Origin of the sequence: Brevibacillus sp. HB1.4B, assembly GCF_013284285.1 — a bacterium.
Lineage (GTDB): Bacteria > Bacillota > Bacilli > Brevibacillales > Brevibacillaceae > Brevibacillus > Brevibacillus porteri.
On the sequence record NZ_JABSUT010000014.1, the window covers coordinates 117,623 to 136,221 of the forward strand.

The 18,599-nt window shown below is 44.1% G+C and carries 14 protein-coding genes; 6 read left to right on the top strand and 8 right to left on the bottom strand.

Going from position 1 to position 18,599, the window contains the following annotated elements:
* From HP398_RS27325 to HP398_RS27360, 8 genes are all read right to left on the bottom strand, one after another.
* Nucleotides 1–699, bottom strand: coding sequence for a response regulator transcription factor (locus HP398_RS27325; protein ID WP_017250834.1), 699 nt, complete (start codon nucleotides 697–699; stop codon nucleotides 1–3).
* A gap of 140 nt (nucleotides 700–839) precedes the next feature.
* Entirely contained in the window at nucleotides 840–2,822 is a 1,983-nt protein-coding gene (locus HP398_RS27330) for an ABC transporter permease (protein ID WP_173624206.1), read from the bottom strand.
* Nucleotides 2,823–2,846: 24 nt separating this feature from the next.
* Nucleotides 2,847–3,533, bottom strand: a complete 687-nt coding sequence (locus HP398_RS27335; RefSeq protein WP_017250832.1) for an ABC transporter ATP-binding protein — start codon at nucleotides 3,531–3,533, stop codon at nucleotides 2,847–2,849.
* A 26-nt stretch (nucleotides 3,534–3,559) separates the two neighbouring features.
* Nucleotides 3,560–4,279 (bottom strand): lipoprotein BA_5634 family protein, encoded by a 720-nt coding sequence (locus tag HP398_RS27340; RefSeq protein WP_173624207.1) that lies wholly within the window; start codon nucleotides 4,277–4,279, stop codon nucleotides 3,560–3,562.
* Between the two features lie 183 nt (nucleotides 4,280–4,462).
* Nucleotides 4,463–4,966, bottom strand: a complete 504-nt coding sequence (locus HP398_RS27345) for a tellurite resistance TerB family protein (protein ID WP_173624208.1) — start codon at nucleotides 4,964–4,966, stop codon at nucleotides 4,463–4,465.
* A gap of 143 nt (nucleotides 4,967–5,109) precedes the next feature.
* Nucleotides 5,110–6,492 (bottom strand): TraB/GumN family protein, encoded by a 1,383-nt coding sequence (locus HP398_RS27350; RefSeq protein ID WP_173624209.1) that lies wholly within the window; start codon nucleotides 6,490–6,492, stop codon nucleotides 5,110–5,112.
* Between the two features lie 341 nt (nucleotides 6,493–6,833).
* Entirely contained in the window at nucleotides 6,834–8,342 is a 1,509-nt protein-coding gene (locus tag HP398_RS27355; protein WP_173624210.1) for an S-layer homology domain-containing protein, read from the bottom strand.
* Nucleotides 8,343–8,466: 124 nt separating this feature from the next.
* Nucleotides 8,467–9,663, bottom strand: coding sequence for a DUF418 domain-containing protein (locus HP398_RS27360; protein ID WP_173624211.1), 1,197 nt, complete (start codon nucleotides 9,661–9,663; stop codon nucleotides 8,467–8,469).
* Between the two features lie 208 nt (nucleotides 9,664–9,871).
* Here HP398_RS27360 and HP398_RS27365 point away from each other — a divergent pair, with 208 nt between their 5' ends.
* From HP398_RS27365 to HP398_RS27390, 6 genes are all read left to right on the top strand, one after another.
* Complete coding sequence (locus tag HP398_RS27365) at nucleotides 9,872–10,306, top strand: hypothetical protein (RefSeq protein ID WP_026043265.1); 435 nt, start codon at nucleotides 9,872–9,874, stop codon at nucleotides 10,304–10,306.
* A gap of 143 nt (nucleotides 10,307–10,449) precedes the next feature.
* On the top strand, nucleotides 10,450–13,545 hold the full coding sequence (locus HP398_RS27370) for a GNAT family N-acetyltransferase (protein WP_173624212.1): 3,096 nt from the start codon (nucleotides 10,450–10,452) through the stop codon (nucleotides 13,543–13,545).
* Between the two features lie 13 nt (nucleotides 13,546–13,558).
* On the top strand, nucleotides 13,559–14,416 hold the full coding sequence (locus HP398_RS27375) for an amidohydrolase family protein (RefSeq protein WP_017250822.1): 858 nt from the start codon (nucleotides 13,559–13,561) through the stop codon (nucleotides 14,414–14,416).
* A gap of 243 nt (nucleotides 14,417–14,659) precedes the next feature.
* The gene (locus HP398_RS27380; RefSeq protein ID WP_173624213.1) at nucleotides 14,660–15,505 is read left to right on the top strand and encodes a DegV family protein; all 846 of its coding nucleotides are present in this window, start codon (nucleotides 14,660–14,662) and stop codon (nucleotides 15,503–15,505) included.
* 1,176 nt (nucleotides 15,506–16,681) lie between these two features.
* Complete coding sequence (locus tag HP398_RS27385) at nucleotides 16,682–17,497, top strand: DUF4097 family beta strand repeat-containing protein (RefSeq protein ID WP_173624214.1); 816 nt, start codon at nucleotides 16,682–16,684, stop codon at nucleotides 17,495–17,497.
* A gap of 229 nt (nucleotides 17,498–17,726) precedes the next feature.
* A complete protein-coding gene (locus HP398_RS27390; RefSeq protein WP_017250819.1) occupies nucleotides 17,727–18,440 on the top strand; it encodes a hypothetical protein in 714 nt (237 codons plus the stop codon).
* The last annotated feature ends 159 nt before the right edge of the window (nucleotides 18,441–18,599 follow it).

The following is an 18,599-nucleotide window of genomic DNA, read 5'->3' on the forward strand; positions in this document are numbered from 1 at the left end:
TTACTCTCTGTTCACATCCTTATTCCACCGATAACCCAATCCTCTTTGGGTGACGATAAACTGTGGATTCTTGGGGTCATCTTCAACTTTGTCTCTTAATCGCTTAATGTATACAGATAACGTGTTTTCATCAAAAAAAGCATCTTCTCCTTCCGATACTTTCATGAGGATCTCATCTCTTTTTAGAGCTTTATGAGGGTTCATCATGAAAGTTAGCAGAAGCTTATATTCTAGATTCGTTAATGGAATATTTTCATGATTTTTATAAGCCTTGATTAGGTTCGTATCGATTTTTACATTCTCAGACGCTAAGATCATGGGAGAAGTTTCCGACCGCCTTTGTTTGCGCATTTGCACTTTCACTCTGGACATGAGTTCCTTGACTCGAAAAGGTTTCGTTATATAATCGTCCCCACCAATATCCAGACCCATTACCACATTTGCTTCTTCATCCAGCGCGGTTAAGAAAATAATAACCGCTGACTCTTTTTGTTTTTTGAAATGCAGACATAAATCATAGCCGTTTCCATCTGGAAGGCCAATATCCAGGATAGTCAAATCAAAAGTATGATGATCAAACTCGTGTTTCGCTTCTTTTACGCTAGAGGCTCTGACCACCTCATAGCCTTCATTCTTCAATGAAAATTCGATGGCTAGACCGAGAGCTTCATCATCTTCAACAAGCAAAATTTTATTCAAGAAGTCCCCTCCTTTTGACCAATCCGAATAGCCCGACTATCAAATAGCCAGGCCTTTTTCTGTGAAAAACGTCTCAACGCTTTTCATAAAAAGTGGGTGTGACCGCTTGCGGTCAGCAAAACAGTCATGACCGTTTTTTATTATTGTTCCCTGATAATATCGATAATATTATCTTTTTGAATTTTTCTCAGTGGGATTAGAACCGCTAAAAAACTGATGAACAAAGCGGAAACAAATGTAATGATACAAGCTTCATAGGGGATCATCCATTCGATCCTCACGATACCAGAAACAGCCAAATAGATAATATAAGAAAGTATACAACCGAAAAAGATCCCTTGCAAACTTCCCGAAAAACCGTAAATCAGCGCTTCATAGATGATCATTTTTTTCAAATCCCTTTGTGACATGCCTATGGATTTTAACGCAGCCAATTCTTTTCGCCTGATGATAATGCTGATCGTAATCGTATTGAGGATATTGAGACTGCCAATCAAAGAAATGACTGCAATGAAACTATAGACCAGCACTTTTATTACCAGCTCAGAATCCCTCTTTACTTTATTCTCATCCATGTGATTCGCAATAGTAATGGAGTGTTTGATTCCGACAGTCTGCTTGATGTCAGCAACAGTAGCAGAAGACTGAGTTGCATCCTTCAAATTGATTTCAAAACGGTAGTCCTGTTCCTTCACTTCGGATATATTTTCAAGCGACTTCAATCGCTCCAAAATTTGCTGTATTTCTACGGAAGAATCCTCTTTATCCTGTTCCAGATAGATGGTCAGATCCGATGTAGCGGATAAATCTTTCACATACTTGGATGCAAAGGCGATATCCATCAAAGACGAGAAAGTAATAAACAATACGCTGGATATAATGATGGATAGAATCGTAATGGAATACCGATTTTTATTTCTTTTGACATTTTTCAAGGCCAGGCTCAAAGGAAAAGAGAAAGGCTTTTTCAACACGTCTTTGTTATGTTTTTTGATCGCCTCTTTCTTAATGGATAACCTGCTGCTGATTGCCAGCAAAGGGGATATTCTGCCAGCAAAAAAAGCCGGGTAATAACTGGACCCTAATACGGCCGTCAGGGTAATGATCGAACTGATGAATAAAATCTGCCAATCGATATGAAAAAAAGAAACACCTTCACTATCTTCTAAAAGGATCGAGAAGATGAATTGGAGAGCAGCAACCGCTAGTATGCTGCATACTAGCCCAATCGGTATGGCGATGACAGCCATCACTGCTGCTTCTCTCATCACGATTTGTCTAATTTGCTTTCGTGTAGCACCGATGCTTCGGAGCAAGCCGAATTGCTTCATCCGCTCTACAACGCTGATTTGAAAAGCATTGTAAATCACAACAACCGTCGCGATCACAACAATACTGACGACGATGACGAGCATGGCGAAAATCGATTGGTTCGATCCCGGTTTCAAAACTTTGATCAATTCGTCATTGATCACAATATTCTTGTCTTGCGTAAGTGATTTTATTTCCTCTACAACCTCTTGAAAGTCCGCTTTCTCGTTTATTTCGAGTAAAATCCTGCCTTCACCAATAGCGAAATCACGTTTATAGGTTAAGAAACGGCCCTCTTTATTCTTCTGAGTGAACGCGCGATTATCCAGCAACCCAACCAGTTTATAGGTTTTACCATCCAATTCAAATGAGTCGCCGATCTGAAGACCATTTTTTATAGAAGGAAGCACCCATGAATCAACAACTGCTTCCTGATCATTGGTTGGTAATTTACCATCAGCGAGGCTGTACGTTAAAAACTCCAAGGCGCGATGATCGGCGAAATTCATTTGCACCGAAACTTCTCCAACTGGAACAATGTTGCCTTGAGACATCCAACCAAACGATTCAATCTGGGGATTATATTTGATTTTATTTAATAACGCATTATCGTAATTGGAAATACCGACATGAAAAGAATGCCCGTTTAACTTTTTAATGTTCTCAATTTGGGAGATTTGTGATCCTTTCATAAAAAGGCCGATCGTGGAAATTAACGCTACAGAGAGTATGATTCCGACCAAGGTCAAAATGGTTCGTTTTATATTCCCTTTTAAATACTTGCTGCTTAATTGTTTATAACTGCTGATCAAAATCATTCACCTCCAGTCTTTTGGCTAATTCGCAGCAAGCCGTTGATCTGAAATGATCGCACCGTCTTCTATCGTAATAACGCGGTCAGAAGCCGATGCAATGGTAAGATCGTGCGTAATCAATACGATGGTTTGATTGTATTTTTTTGCAGTCAATCTTAATAAATCCATGACTTCCTTCGTATTTCGCGTATCTAGATTACCTGTGGGTTCATCCGCCAGAATCAAATGCGGCCGATTAATTAAGGCCCTGCCGATGGAAACTCGTTGCTGTTGGCCGCCCGATAGTTCGGAAGGCAAGTGGTCTTTTCGTTCATGGAGCCCCAGGATTTCAATAATTTCATCCAAATACGTCATATCGATCGGTTCGTCGTCCAATAACATGGGCAACGCGATATTTTCCTGGACATTCAATACGGGAATCAAATTAAAGAACTGAAAAATAAACCCGACTTTTCTTCTTCTGAATATCGAAAGCTCATCATCTGTATAATCATAAAGATTATGGTCCCCAATAAATACTTGCCCTGAACTTGGCCGATCCAACCCTCCTAAAATATGCAGCAGTGTACTTTTTCCAGAGCCGGAAACACCTACGATTGAGACAAACTCTCCTTGCTGAATAGAAAGGTCAATCCCTTTTAACGCATCTACCCTGTTGTTGCCTTCCCCATAACTTTTTACTACGTTTTCCATCCGTACAACTTCCATACAGCTCATCCTCTCATCACTCAAACTCAATCTTGTACATCTACAAAATTTACTTTGTTTTCGCTATCTGCATAAACGTTCCCGATTTCCTGTAAGACCTGGTTCACGTTATCTTTATTCTTATAATCGAAGCCGCCATTTCCAAACTGGATCAAGGAGAGCGTTGACTCTACTTCAGTTAATTGGTTGTAAGTTTTGTCGTCAACAATAACAAGATCCGCTTGTGGTATATACCCAATCCACATTTGATGGTTCACATACGCTACAGGTACCATCTGACCGTTCAAATCGATTTGGTTATTCTTCATGTCTGCATCACTTATAGAGTAAAACAGATTTTGACCATTCGATAATTCTTTGATGCTGGTAACAGGGTCTGAAATAATAGACGTGCTTCTTGGATCTTGTCTGGCTCTGAGAATCCCCTTCTTGACGAATTGCTCAGCTGTAGATCGATTCACAACCGAATACTTAATATCTCGGCTATCAAATTCTTGACCCGTTTCTTTCTGATCTTGCTCTGTCAATTTTGTGATTTTTGTTGTTGTAACCAATTTCAGTTTGTAGTCGCTTGTTTGTTTGGTGTTATCTTTATACAACTCTTTGACCTTATTCGTATCTTTCTCTGTGCCGATAACGAGAACTCCATTGACCGGTTGCGATGGACCTTCTACATATCGTTTTACGCCAAACCCTATGCCTACAAAAAGAGCGATAACCAACACGAATCCTATTATTTTTTTCATCTGAACATCTCCTTGAAAATGATTTATGTCTGGATTATAGACGAGACTCTCATGCAAATGAATGACTCCTATCTAACGATTTCGCCCTCTCTCTTACATTTTAGTAAGAAATCAAATGAAAAGGCTGTCCCTCAGTCATTGTTCATGACTTTTGGGACAGCCTCTTTACATTCGTATCAAAGATTAAACAGGAAGCGTCACTCTGTAACCTGGTTGGTTCTTCGGATGGTTTTGATTCACGAACACACCACGGTCATTTTTCAACACGATTACTTCAAAGAATGGACGGAAACGTTCTTCCGAAATACCAAATGCAGTCAAGAACTTGCCAAACAGCTCTTGCTCTTCACGCTCAGGTTGGCCATCTGCCAGGGAGGAATCGATCAGGTTAACCAGGATGCACATTTTTTGAGCATCTGTGAGCAATGGAGTTACTTCGCCCAGGAATTTCTCGATAGAGTTATTGCGTGTATATTTCATTGCGTTTTCGAGCAACTGTCTGTTATTAGCACCTACACCAATCACGCCGTTGCTTTCTTCACCGCCTAATACAGCGAGCAATTGACCGATTTCCTCGTGGTCCATTTCTCCATCCGATTTCATCATGTAGAGCAAGGAGCATGCGAATCCAAAATGAGGGGTCATTTCTTCCCCTTTGTCTGTCTTAAACATATCAAACAAGCCCACGCAAAATACCTCCTATGTATGCCTAGATAGTATAATTTTACTATCCGCTGGATAATGTTAGCAACACTTGTCTGGGTAAGCAATTTTTCTGGAAAACAAGGAAAGGAAGTGCCAGCCTGCGCCGACACTTCCTTTTCTCTCTCTTATTTCAATTGCTGCACGTCATAGCCTTTTGCCCTCAAGTGATCGATAACCATACCTTTCATCGAGAAGTGGGCAGCACCGACCACGACAAAAGAAGTCGTTTCCCCTTTTTTCTCCAACACTTCTGCGAGTTTAATAGCCATGTTTTTGTCTCGCTCACCGAGCAGACGCTGATTCACTTCGCCTTCACCGAAATCGCCATGCGTCGTCATGATTTGGGTAAATCCATTCAGATCGCCTTCTACCCATTCTGTCTGCATGTCTTTTAAGAGTTTTGTGCTTTCTTCCAGCCCTTTTTCGGCCATAACACTATCTAACATGATGTTCAATTCTTTCTCCTGCTGCTCTGCAGGAACACCTGACAGCAAGTCCGCTTGCAGCTTAATACCTTCCAGCTCGTTGATCGGCTTCTCATCCAGCATCGCCTTCGTCAGGAAGTACCTGTCGATGCCGGATAGCATTGCGAACTGAAGATCCGTTTCGCCGTCCACGTAGCCAAGCGTTGGCACAGACAAGGAAACAGCAAACGGCTTGTAGACGTCAAAAGAATTGGCTGGCAGTTGCAGCTTTGCAAGCAATTTTTGCACCTTTTGATACGTCTCAGCGGATACATGATCCTTCAGTGTCGTGCCATCGGTGTATACCATTTTTTGTGTCATATAATCAGTGTCACCGTTGATAATATCGGCTTCCACCCACAGTTCATCCGACTCTTCATACGCTTCCCGGATGTCTTTTTGCATCGGGTACATATCTGCGATCCCCATGTGAATCGAGCCAAGCAAGTACATGGTGTTTTTGCCGTTGGTCACTTTCCACATGAGACCTTCGGCACCGCCGCCCCCCGTATCGTATACGAACTCGACCAGTCGGCTGGCCATCACCGTTGCTTGTTCAACCGTGCTTGGCTGATTCAGCTCGAGACCAGCGCTTGTCCCTTTGACCAAGCCTTTTTTCTTCATATAATCAATCGGGTTATCCCCGGTCATTTCGAATGCTGCTGGCAGTTCGTAGTTCGCCAAGAGTTTGTATAAAGAAGTAATGACTGCTTCTCTCGTAATGACCTTATCAGTCGGAAAGGATAAGGAAGCGTTCTTTTTCTTCATTCCCAGAAGATCCAGCTTTTTCGCTGTCCCCTCCATCAAGGTAATAAATTTGTCAGCAGGAATGGATTGCTGAAAAGAACTCTCTTGATACCACTCCAACGGAAAAATTCCGTATTTCTCCCCTTCGTTCAGCGTTGTTACCGACCAAGGGCTGATTGGGAGAGCTGCGGGTGTCTGCCCGTGGACTGGAAGCACATACCCGAGCAAAAGCGCCAAACTGAGTGCACCTGTACCCGCCCAGCGAGTCAGCTTGCTCCAACGTTTGTTTAGTTTCATGAAACTTTCTCCTCTCGATTCTAAGCTGAATGATTTTATGCCATTCTATCTTAGTGGTAGATTATACCACATTTTTCTGGAAGAGATAACCGAATGATAGAAAAGAATAGAAAATGCAACCATTTTCACTATACATAAAAAGCATCGACATTATCGTCGACGCTTTCGCAATGAATCCGCAAGTTATCGATTCGGTTTGGTCAAATACAGACGCATTGTTAGCGGAGCAAATATGACCATGAGCAGCAGACATAATGCACGAATCCTGACATCATGTGTGTCAGGATTATAAAAAACTCACCCTCTTATTTTACAGGAGGGTGAGTCCTTTTTCGAAATCGTTATTGAACGGATGCTTCTTCAATTTCTTTATACGCCCAATAACCAGGTGCAACATCCGGCCATCTTTGCAGGCCAGCTTGGTTCTGCGGCACGCGATTCAGCACGCGATTGAGAATGGTTACAGCTTCGGCACGAGTCAGCGCTTTCTCTGGCTGGAAGGTGCCGTCGGGATAACCTGTCATGTAGCCTTTGGCAACAACCGCTGCAATGATTGGAGATGACCAGTGATCTCCCCTCACATCAAAAAAGGCAGTGCCCCCTCCCGCACCTTGCAAGGCCTTGTACTTATAGATGACCGCGGCTATTTCCGCTCGGGTAATGTTGGCCGATGGACGGAATGTGCCATCTGGGTAGCCGCTCATCATACCCGCTGCACTTGCTTGATGAATCGAATTTACTGCCCAGTAGTTGTCGGCTACATCGAAGAACCTTCCCTTATTCGCAGAAGACTGGCTCACCATTCCAGCGTTCAGTAAAATGGCAGCCATCTCCGCACGTGTCACTGTACGATCCGGTTGAAACGTTCCGTCAGGATAGCCATTCATATAGCCACGTTGGCTCTTACTTTTTATATTGGTTGCAGGGAGAACCACTTTCTTATCTGCAGGGCTACCACCAGTGAAAAAGATGGTTGTCGGCGTGGTATAGGAACCCTTTCTACTGTCTTTATCCCGATCCCGGTCTCTGTCTCGATCATCATCCTCTAGATTTCTCCATGCTTTTCTCAAATCGTACAGAGCGTCATCTACTTCAGACTGCGTAGCATGTGGATCGTCAATGACATCCCACGCTTGTTCAAGCGCATCCTCCAATTTGCGCCAGCTCGATCTGGTGTAGTCGTCTTCATCCAAGTCTTTGTCCTCGATCTCTCTCGCTTTGGCCCTCAGCTCTCTTTTATAGACAGCGTCATCTTGTCTCTTCAAATCTTGTCTCGCTTTGATCAGTTTCTCCAGGGCAACATCTACGACAAGCTGGCTCGCATGCGGATCATCCAGCACAAAGTAAGCATTCCCTAGTCGATTCTGCAACTCTTTCCAACTGTCCCTCGTGTAATCTTTTTCTTGCAGCTTTTCCACTGCAATTTCCTCTACTTTCGTTTGCAGTTTACTCTTGTCGATTGTACCTTCCTGCTTCTTCAGCCCTTCTCTTGCTAGGACTAACACGGACAAGGCACCATCGATTTCTGCTTGGGTGGTGTTTGGCTTCGTCAGTACGGCTTTTGCAGCATCCAACGCATACACCAGCTTGCTCCAACTGTCGGGCGTATATTTTTCCTGGATTAAATTCTCGGCGTTAATTTCATTGACTTTTCCTTGTAAGTGGCGAAGATCTACAGTGGATTCTACCGCGGCAGGTGTTTCCTCTTCACTTGCTGCTTGGCTTACAGGCACGAATATGGATGCTTGGAAGATCAAGCAAAAGAGGCTAAAGAAAACAAGACTCGTTACTGCTCTTGGAAAACGTCCCAATTCCCATCCTCCGTTCTTTACGATGACCCATCTGATCATCTTTTTCCAATCGTTTACATTATATGATGGAGACCGATCAGAGGATTCATATTTTTAGAGGCCAACAATCAAACAAAAAACCAAGTAGCCCATAGAGCAGCTGCTTGGTTTTTATTTTCTGGTGCTAAGCAGAAATAGGTTTTTCCGGGCGTTGCTTTGTCTGGCCGGAGATTGAAAAATTCGTCCACATCCGCAGTAGTCGTTCCACTGGGCCATAACGGAACCGCTTTAGATACAATGGGCTTATGAACAGCTGTCCCACATAAATCACAATCGCTAATCCGCAGCCAGCCAATACCCCGATCTTTCCGAACCATCCGAGTCCATAGCCATAGAAGATCGTCGTACAAATGACGGTTTGCAAAAGGTAATTCGTTAAGGAGAGTTTACCCACGGCTTGAAATCTTGGCAACCAAGTTGATTTCGTACTTCTGGAAAAGAACCAAACAAAGGCGAAAATGTAACCGATGGCAAGGATGGTCCCCCCCGATATCTCACCGACGCCACTCCACCAAGTTCCCGGCAGATACACATGCAGCACTTTTAACAAAAGTCCCGCTGGCAAGAAGATCAGCATGTTTCGGAGATACGAGGTTCGTTCTTCCTCTGGCTTCTCGAACCACCTGCGCTTCGCAGCATACATCCCAAAAAGGAACATGGGTGCGCTCATAAGCGGCGCCATCAACAATAAAGCAACCATCATGTATTCTGGCAAACCAAGCGGATCTTCACTGCTTCTGTGATGTACGATTTCCTCGTATGTGCCCGTGCCATAGACGGTCATGGTTTTGACGACATAAGCTTCCATACGGGCAGAATCGGTAATACTCGTAGGATCATTCGGATCATCTGGAGCAAGCCCCATTAAGCTGATGAGGCAGAGTAAGACAATCCCCCAAATGAGCAGAGTTTTCGGATTACGGTTCATGAACAGCAACAGAAAGAAGCCCATCATGCCATAAAACCCCAAGATATCCCCTTCCCACAGGAAGTACGAATGAAGGAAACCAAGTCCGATCAGCATCAAAAATCTGCGGGCAAGGTAGCGTTTTTGCTTCAAACCTTTGGCGGCCAAGCTTTGCTGCATCTTGATCATGCCAAAACCAAACATGAAGGTAAAAATCGGCATAAAGCTGCCTTCCACAAATATTTTCACAAGCTTATAAGCTGTCATTTCATAATCGGGGAGGGCGTATAAATCCATTTCTTGGCTTCCCCAAATCCCATACTGGAAAATCAGCATATTCGCCATCAAAATCCCTACTAAACTAAATCCCCGCAAGCCATCGATAATTCGGACGCGGTTCTGTTTTAGCTCCATGACTATCACCTCATGCCTGATTGTATCGAGCTAAGCTTAATGGCTTCTAAAGGGCACCTTATCGTTACCTTAATTTTACATCCCTTTTCTATTGTTTACCCAAACAAAGATAGATGACTTAATTTTGAATAGTATCATGAACTCGTCCAATCACTCCCCCATTGTCCAACATAATTTGAGGTATCAAAGTAAAAAGGGGGTGATATTATTGGTACGTATTCTCGATAAAGCAGCCGTTCAGCCACGCCGTCGATTCAACTTGGCAAATTCCTTTACCATCAGACGCGCGCCAGGAAGGTCTCGCCTCGCCACTATCCGAATCAGAATCCCATCTAGGCATTCCCAACCGAATCGTGTTGAATTAGTTGCTACGGTTGGTGTTCGGGGGATTACCGGTATTGCGCAAATCCTCTTCCGTATATTTCGTGATGGTAGAGAGATTTTCAACACCCTCCAAGGTATTGAATCTACTGGTTCTGAACAAAACTATGCTGTCACCTTTCAGGCAATCGATCGAAATGTAAGAGCTGGTACCCATATTTACACAGTAACCGCAGAAAACCGAACGGCAAATACCAGAGCTGATGTTGTTGGGCCTGTTACGTTTAGTGGACTCGCAGTAAAAACGAGAACGAGAACCTGAATGCGTTAAAAAGCACCTGAATAAGGTGCTTTTTTTGCACATGCGCTGATTCTTTTTCCGAAAACTAGCAACAATTCTGTCGATCAAACGTACAACTCTTAGAAGATACATAATTTAACAATGTAATCGAGGTGTTAACAAGCATGGAAGCATCAATCTCAATTGTCACCTACCGCCCTGAGCTGGCCGCAGCGGTCGCAGAAATGTGGAATGCCAGCCGAGATAGCTGGGGAGGCGGAAATTCGATTACGACAGCAGAACAAATTAGACAAGAAGAAGCAGCCTCTGACGCTATCACCGTCTATCTCGCTATGGAAGGTGAAACGGTCGTTGGTTATTGCAGCCTGGCCGAATATCGGGAAGATACCGGTGCCCTATACATCCCATTGCTCAATGTACGTCCCGACTATCATGGAAAAAAAGTCGGCCGGATGCTGCTTTCATGCGCACTGGAGAAAACGATTGAGCTGGGCTGGCCGCGACTTGATCTGTATACGTGGGCAGGAAACACGAAGGCTGTTCCGTTGTATAAGAAGTTCGGCTTTTTCTGGGAAGACCGGGACGACGCCACCCATCTGATGAACATGATTCCTTCCGTGCTCCGTACCGAAGCGATCGCCCACTATTTTGAGGAGCTTGACTGGTATCAGGACTCCACGCGGGAGATCGTTGTAGAGCCAGATGGACGCAAGGAAAACGGCTTTGATTACTTCACATACTCCTGGGCAAAAGGAGAAAAGAGCTTGCACGTGGAGTTTGAGCGGCGGGGGCGAGGCATGCGCCTCATCGAGACGGAGGATTATCTCGTGTCTGCCGAAGCAGAAAAGCTGGAGCTGGTCTTTGGACGGGAGTATCAAATTCACTACCGGATCGTCAACAAATCAGGCAAGCCGCTACAGATTTCGTTAAACGGGCAACCGAGCGACACGATCCGCTTTGATTATCAGCACGAGCTGGCTGTAACAGGTGAAACGACGCTGTCAGCTACCTTTTTTGTCGATCCAATCACAGAAGAGCAAAGCATCTGGCGCACGCATCCGCGTGTTTGTACCCAGCTACTGATTAACGGCAAGGCAGCGCTATTTGAGGTAGGAATCCTTCCCAAGTTTCCTGCTACCCTTTCCTTGCATGTACCTGGCCTCTCCTATCCGGGACAGACAAAGCTGTTTTATTTGGACGTGGAAAACAACTTTACGGATGAAGCGGAATTTTCATTCGAGCTGCCCGTTTGTTCTTTTTTTGGCTTACAAGAGCAACGCCACACTTTGAAACTATCTGGCAAAGAGCGCATTTCGCTTCCGCTTAACGCTGACCTGTATGAACACGGCTTTTACGAAGCCATCGTACAGGTGGAGGCAAAGCTCGCAGATGGCAGATCGGTTTCTTTTGCCAAAAAAATCGGAGCTGCCTTTACGGGACTTGGTGCGATGGTGTCTGGAGAAACGGAACAGGCTTGGCAAGTTCACCATGGCCGCCATACGCTCTACTTGAACAAAGAAGATAATGAGATGACCGTTGCCGGCGGGACAGGTGGGGAGCCAACCAACTTTCTCTATCCCAAGCTCGGCAAACCGTTTTCTAGCGAGTTCTCGAAGAAGCGTGCCGAGAATGTTGCGTTTATCGTGGAAAAGGGAGCAATCGGCATCCATGCAACGTATCGCTCCGGGGCATACCCGCAAATTGCCCTGGTTAGCAAAACGCTCCTGTTCGGAGATGGTACCGTTGAACACGGAATGGAGATAGAAAACCACTCTGCTGACAAACTGACTACTGAGCTTTGGCTTAACCAAGGATTTAGTCACAGTTTTCATCGCCCGATTGTGCCGTATCAAGGCCGTTATGTTGAAACACCATCCTCCTATGGCAGCGATATGGATTATTGGGATGCAGAGTTAGTCAGTGAAAACTGGCTATTTACACAGGATGAAACGGCCCCCTGGGGAATGTGCTGGCCTCCTGAATACCGTTTTGATATTCAAGGCTGGTATGTCACACTCGAAACCAATCTCGGCATGCTTGCTCCACATGAAAAAAAATCGTTTGGTCCCTTCCACTTCTCACATGGGGGCTATGCTGACTGGAAAGAGTTCCGTGCCTTTGCCTGTAAAGAACCTATGCCAGCAGACCTGACCTTGAGCTCTCATCTAGAGTTGAGCGCTAATGGGCAAAATCCTTTTGTCACAAGCAAGGAACTGGATGTACAGGTGAAAGAATACAAGCAACAATATTTGGACGGAGAACTGATCGCATCCCTTTTGAGCGAGTCAGCTTCCGAACAAGCACAGAGCTTTACAGAAGATGAGGAAGAGACGGAATCTGGCTTCTCTTTCAAGACGCCGGAAAAACCATATGACCTCGTGCAAGTAGAGGGACGTTTTGCCACGCATGTGTCGCATTTGCAGAGCGCGATTTTCCCAATCGGTCAAGGCAAGGTCATACAGGAGCAAACAGTGGAAGAAGGACAGCAGGTCTATATCGCGGACAATGGACGATTGCGGATCAAAGCCGCTCCAGATTTTGCTCCGACGCTCTACTCGCTTACAAGCAATGGGCAGGAGTGGCTGGACAGCGCCTTCCCTGAGCGGAAGCCGAAATCTTGGTGGAATCCGTGGACTGGTGGAATCGGCAACTATATGGAGGAGTTAAGCGCGTTTTCACTGGTTAAGGAAGAGCGGACGGCTTCCTTTGTCGAACTAATCGACAACAAGCAAAATGCGTGGCAGGGAATCAAGGTGAGCTACCATGTGAAAAAGCAGGAGAAGTATCGCGGGTTGACTTGCCACCAGTATTACTTGCTGCTACCAGGAGTACCTGTCCTCTGCCATACAGTAGAGATCGAACAAAATACTGGAACGTACTTTGCTGGCAAAGAATTAGCCACTGACATCTTTTTGCAGCCAGGAACCGAGGAAGAGGCGGTATGGCTGAAAACTATTGGTACGAATGGTGAGGAGCTCAGCTACAAGCTGGCACAAGGTGAATTGGATGTCCTTGAAGTTTCCGATTATGTCCTCGGGCGAGCATCCAGCAACGATCAGATGCATATCGTTACTGACCTCGATACTGCGGACCTCCAAGTATACGCAAACAAGGAAGTCGCCGTAGCTTCTGTCATACGCGAACTGAATCTGCCAAACAACAGCTCTACCTTTACTCCGCCTGTCTTTTTCCTGTTTGCCGACAACACGCTTCCTTCCAATGCCTTATCTGACTTACGGACGATACGCTTTGCCAAATAAGGGAGGGCTTCTAATGAAAATCATTGATGCGCACATGCATTTATCCCATATCGAGGAATTCAAGCGGACAGCGGCAGAAAAGTCGTTTGTCGATTACTCCGTCGCTGGTCTCTTGCAAGAATATGCAGAGAATGGCGTGGTCCTTGGGATAGGCATGGGCTTGACAGAGACTCAGCCAGACGGCTTTCCCGATGTGGAAGCTGTCACTCCCATGGGACTAGACCTGACAGACGAGCTGCCACCACAGTTCGTCTATTGTCTGGGAATCAACCCATTCAAGATGGATGAAACGGCAGTGGCACGCTTGGAAGCTGACCTGCAAAAGCCCAACGTGGTCGGGTTGAAAATCTATCTGGGCTACTATCCCTTCTACGCCTACGATAGCGTCTACGATCCCGTCTATGCGCTCGCAGCCAAATATCAGGTACCTGTCGTCTTTCACACCGGCGATACGTACTCGGAGCGCGGGCTCCTAAAATACTCCCACCCTCTCACACTAGACGAGGTGGCTGTGAAGCATCGAGACGTTCATTTCATGATGGCCCATTTTGGCGATCCGTGGGTACTCGATGGGGCAGAAGTCGTTTATAAAAACCGCAACATGTTTGCAGATCTCTCCGGCTTAATGGTCGGTGACGCAGCCAATTGCAAGCGACTCGCGGACTCCCCTCTCTTCTTCTCTCATCTGCGACACGCGATCACCTATTGTGATCATTACGACAAATTTTTGTTCGGGACAGACTGGCCGCTGGCGCCAGTGAAGCCGTATATCCAATTTGTACAGGAGCTAATCCCAGCGGAATATCACGAGGATGTGTTTTACAAGACAGCATTAAAGGTGTTTCCCAAAATCAAGCCGTTAGTTGAATAGACGATACAAATCCCATGTCTCTTCCCCTCGAAGAAGCATGGGATTTTTCTTGTCTGTGCCCTCTTCCCCATTAATCTCCTCTCATTTGTTCAATAAAACTCCTTCTATTTGCGACAAAAAACGACAGTTTTCGTATTATGATAGAATATGCGAGTTTGCTTATACAACATCCGTAACGAACAACCATGAAGCTTTCGCTAGTAAAGATAGAACACGCATTTTAATGGGGGAGGACATGTTTCCTTGAAGAAAAAAATTGCCTGGGTTACAGACAGTACCGCACTCATCCCTGATCACATCATGGAAGAGCATGACATCTACGTCGTTCCGCTAGAGATTATTTTTGAAGATGGCACTTATGAAGACGGTATTGATTTAGCGCCTGAGCAGCTTTATCAGAAAATTGTGCAGGCCAGTTATGCTCCCAAAACGTCACAGCCTTCCTTAGGAAAATTTGTGACGCTCTACGAACGATTAAAGGAAGAGTATGAATGCGCGATTGCTGTCCACCTCTCCTCTGATCTGAGTGGGACCTACAATACTAGTGTAATGGCAGCCAAGATGGTAGACTTCCCTGTCGAGCCGGTAGATTCCAAGCTGATGTCGTACCCGATTACCTCGATCATCTTAAACGGAATCGAGCAAGCCAAAGAAGGAAAAGGCTATCAGGAGATTGCGGCTTCCTTGCGTGAGGAATACAAAAAGTTTGAGAACTATATCCTGGTTGGCAGTCTCGACCAGTTTTACAAGGGCGGCCGAATGACCGGTTTGCAATATTTTATCGGCAATCTGCTTCAGATCAAGCCGATTTTCCAAATTAAAGATGGGCTGTTTGGAGTATATGAAAAGGTTCGTACCGAAGGCAAAGCGGTCAAGCGTATGCTGGAACAGCTGGAGAAAGCCAAGCAGACTTACACCGTCAAGCACGTGCAGATTTTGCATGGCAACGTCTTGGACAAAGCGCTGGAACTGAAAGAGAAAATTCAGAGCAAGTACTCCGATGTCGAGGTGTTGGTTGGACCGATCAGTTCCACGATTGGGGCGCATGCTGGGATGGGGACGCTGGCGTTGGCTTGGCGGAATGAGTAAGAGTTAAATGGGGCAGTCTCACATGCCGATTTTTTCGGCAAAGAGCTGTTCGTTGAAAATAATGTAATAGACTGGAGTTGTTGACTCTATGTAGTTCTTGGATAAAAAAATCTCCAGACTCAGAAAAATTAGTTTTAGACTGAACCCGAATAATAAAACAGCAGCGACCTAAGACCTGAAAAAAAGTCTTAGATTCGCCGCTGTTTTATTACGCTATCGATCACGTTGGTTGAACGAAACTCATTATTTTTTTGTGCACTTTATAATAAAAGCAAGGGGAATTAATGTTGCCTTTTTATGCGTGTACCACACTGCGGGATCTCCCGATTTAAAAGGAAGTGGCGTATACGCGCGACTTCCTTTTCTTTTCTCTGTGAGTTGTTTCAGGGCGACTCGATTTCTCTGAGCGTTACCCCTGAAACATCTTTAGAAATGGTTCCGTTTGGATCGATTACTTTGTCAAAAAAATAGGTACTTTCTAGCCATAGTTAAGTCGGTCTATACCTTATGGACCATGAACGTTTAACATCATCATCGTATTCAAAAGTAGACTGATCATTATTTCTTTGCTGGTTTACAGTGTAAGTTCTCGTTTCAACAGGTATGTATGGCTTCGTTTCAGAAGAAGCAACCAGGCTATTAATCGAATAAATAATAGACATAGCGGTTAGAAATAAAATGGCTATACATAGAATCTAAAAGGAATATTTAAAATATTCCACATTCAATATCCCACTCCTCTTCAACCTTCTTGCTCCATTGAACTATTAATGGCGCTTATAGTTACCTGCCGTTAAGTTAATTCAGTAGCCGATTTTAGACAACGTTCTGTTGGCTAACCTCATGAAGTTGCTTAAAGTTGCTAACGGGAATCGTTAGAAATACGATGATTAATCATATTGCCATACGAGCTGTCCTTTTAGTGGTAAATTCACCCGTTCCTTGTCTTACAATTTGCAATTCATAGCATAACTCTATGAGTATACCGAGTATTCGATTCATCATGTGCCTCTAGGTTTAAAGGCGGAGGCTCTTTCTAGACTTAAGTCCAGTTCTTATTCAAGCCAAAGTCCGTTACCAAATCTTTCTGACCACTGTACGATTAATGTACAAACGGATCACGTAATTTGAAATGACGATCTGTTTAGCATATGCAGAAGAAAGGAAGATAAACGTTTGAACAACAACATGAAGTTAGCAATGATTCTCCTGGCCGCTGCCAGTATCGGAATCGCTGGATGTACGAAGGAATCCTCCGTCACTAGTACACAAAGTTCGTCCCAGCAAAACGCTACTATACAGACGAACACAATTGCAAATTCAGAAACATCGGACATTAAAAATGTCTCGAATGCAGTAAATGGGGATATTTCTCAAATAGATGTAACTAACATTCATTCCCTAAAAATTCAGAGTAACGCTGCTATAGTTAAAGTCATAGGAGACAAACAAATCAATCAAGCAGAATGGGAATTATCCAAGGGCAATTCAAAAGGAATGGATACCAATGTGACTACGTCGATACAAGATGGAACATTACAGATTATGCTTAAACAGGAACAAAAGAAGTTCATAAATACGGAGCCATTGCCATCCTTAACGATCCATCTTCCTTATAAAGACTTCAAATCCCTTGAGATAGATAATGAAGTTGGCAACATCTTCATTGAGTCAGAATTGTCGGTCCAACATTTAAATGTGAGCAGCAATGCTGGCAACATCACCGTAACGGATGTAATTGGCAAGGAAAGCAGTAACATATCTACTAACCTTGGAAACGTCGAATTCGCTCTACCGGATCAATTAGCACCTCTATATGTAAATTTATCAACGGAAATAGGAAATATTGATAATCAGGTTAATCTTGAAAAAGCAACAAATACCACATCGGTTGTTTCCAAAGAACTCCATGGATATGTAGGTGAGGCTCAATCCGAGAATGCAACGCTCAACATTTCCACACAGGTGGGCGAAATTCTATTCAAAAATTAAGTGTCATCATCGTACCAGGCTTGCCATAATCATGAACAGGCCTGGTATTGTTAGCCTCCATTTTCAAATCAACGGACAGATGTTCATTGATAATAGAGTTTTAGACTGACTCATTGAACTATCGAAACCCGTTAGTTCAATACTGGACAAATGACTATCCACTTTTTGATTCATAAAACACCTCGCATAGAATTTACCAATATACAAAAGATAGGTAAGGAGGTGCTTTATGCAGAAGAAAGTCATCTTGCTCTTTGTTACATTGCTTATCGGTTTTGCTTCTGTTGCTGTGGCTATTCAAGACGAGGAGGTCGAACCGTTTACTTGGGATAGACAGTATGTTGATGAACTAAAAAAAGTAGATGTTGCTGTGTATGTTCCTTCTTATGTAGCTTCATCTGAATTTTCTCGAAAGCTTGGTTCTTTATTTGTAAGCAAACTTGAAGTAAGTAAAGACCATTATTTATTCGAGATATCACGCCAAAGAGTGCGTGATGGGGAATCAAAAATGCTTACTTTTGACGTAATGACAATGTCAGCAGGTACTCTTCCTAGTTACCGAAAACAGCCTTTCTCTACCTATGAAATGTTCGAAATACCAGAGGGAGCCACTAAATTTAACGGGTATGATGTAAAGTATTCTGCTAATAAAAGAGCATTTATCTGGAAAGATAACGGCTGGGAATACTTAGTATGGGCAGAGAATACTAACAATGCTATTAATATCATGAAGCGTGTCATGGCTACAATACCAAAGGGAAGTAATCCAGTTCATGGTGCAATAAATGGACAGATTACAGCAATTGATACAAATGAGGGTGTCCGTTCGGATGCTGGTTGGTCTTATGATAATGGAAAAACGTGGTACATAATAACTGGGCGAACTACACCAGAGCAATTATTAAAAGTACTAAAGTCTATGGTTAGATTGGATACCAAATAATAATATTAACCGATGGTATGCTAAGGCCCCTTGAGGACGGGCCTTTTCTATGTTATTACACTATTCTGCCCGTTCGTATTATGAGGTCAGCCAGTTTTTACTGGTTGACCATTTTTAATATGGTTCTACGATTACGGTAGCCGGGGTAGAACGTCCCTA

What these genes read in the sequence shown, in the direction of transcription:
- HP398_RS27335 (WP_017250832.1), bottom strand. Translation starts at nt 3,533, where the DNA reads ATGGAAGTTGTACGGATGGAAAACGTAGTAAAAAGTTATGGGGAAGGC.
- HP398_RS27340 (WP_173624207.1), bottom strand. Translation starts at nt 4,279, where the DNA reads ATGAAAAAAATAATAGGATTCGTGTTGGTTATCGCTCTTTTTGTAGGC.
- HP398_RS27350 (WP_173624209.1), bottom strand. Translation starts at nt 6,492, where the DNA reads ATGAAACTAAACAAACGTTGGAGCAAGCTGACTCGCTGGGCGGGTACA.
- HP398_RS27355 (WP_173624210.1), bottom strand. Translation starts at nt 8,342, where the DNA reads ATGATCAGATGGGTCATCGTAAAGAACGGAGGATGGGAATTGGGACGT.
- HP398_RS27360 (WP_173624211.1), bottom strand. Translation starts at nt 9,663, where the DNA reads ATGGAGCTAAAACAGAACCGCGTCCGAATTATCGATGGCTTGCGGGGA.
- HP398_RS27370 (WP_173624212.1), top strand. Translation starts at nt 10,450, where the DNA reads ATGGAAGCATCAATCTCAATTGTCACCTACCGCCCTGAGCTGGCCGCA.
- HP398_RS27375 (WP_017250822.1), top strand. Translation starts at nt 13,559, where the DNA reads ATGAAAATCATTGATGCGCACATGCATTTATCCCATATCGAGGAATTC.
- HP398_RS27390 (WP_017250819.1), top strand. Translation starts at nt 17,727, where the DNA reads ATGCAGAAGAAAGTCATCTTGCTCTTTGTTACATTGCTTATCGGTTTT.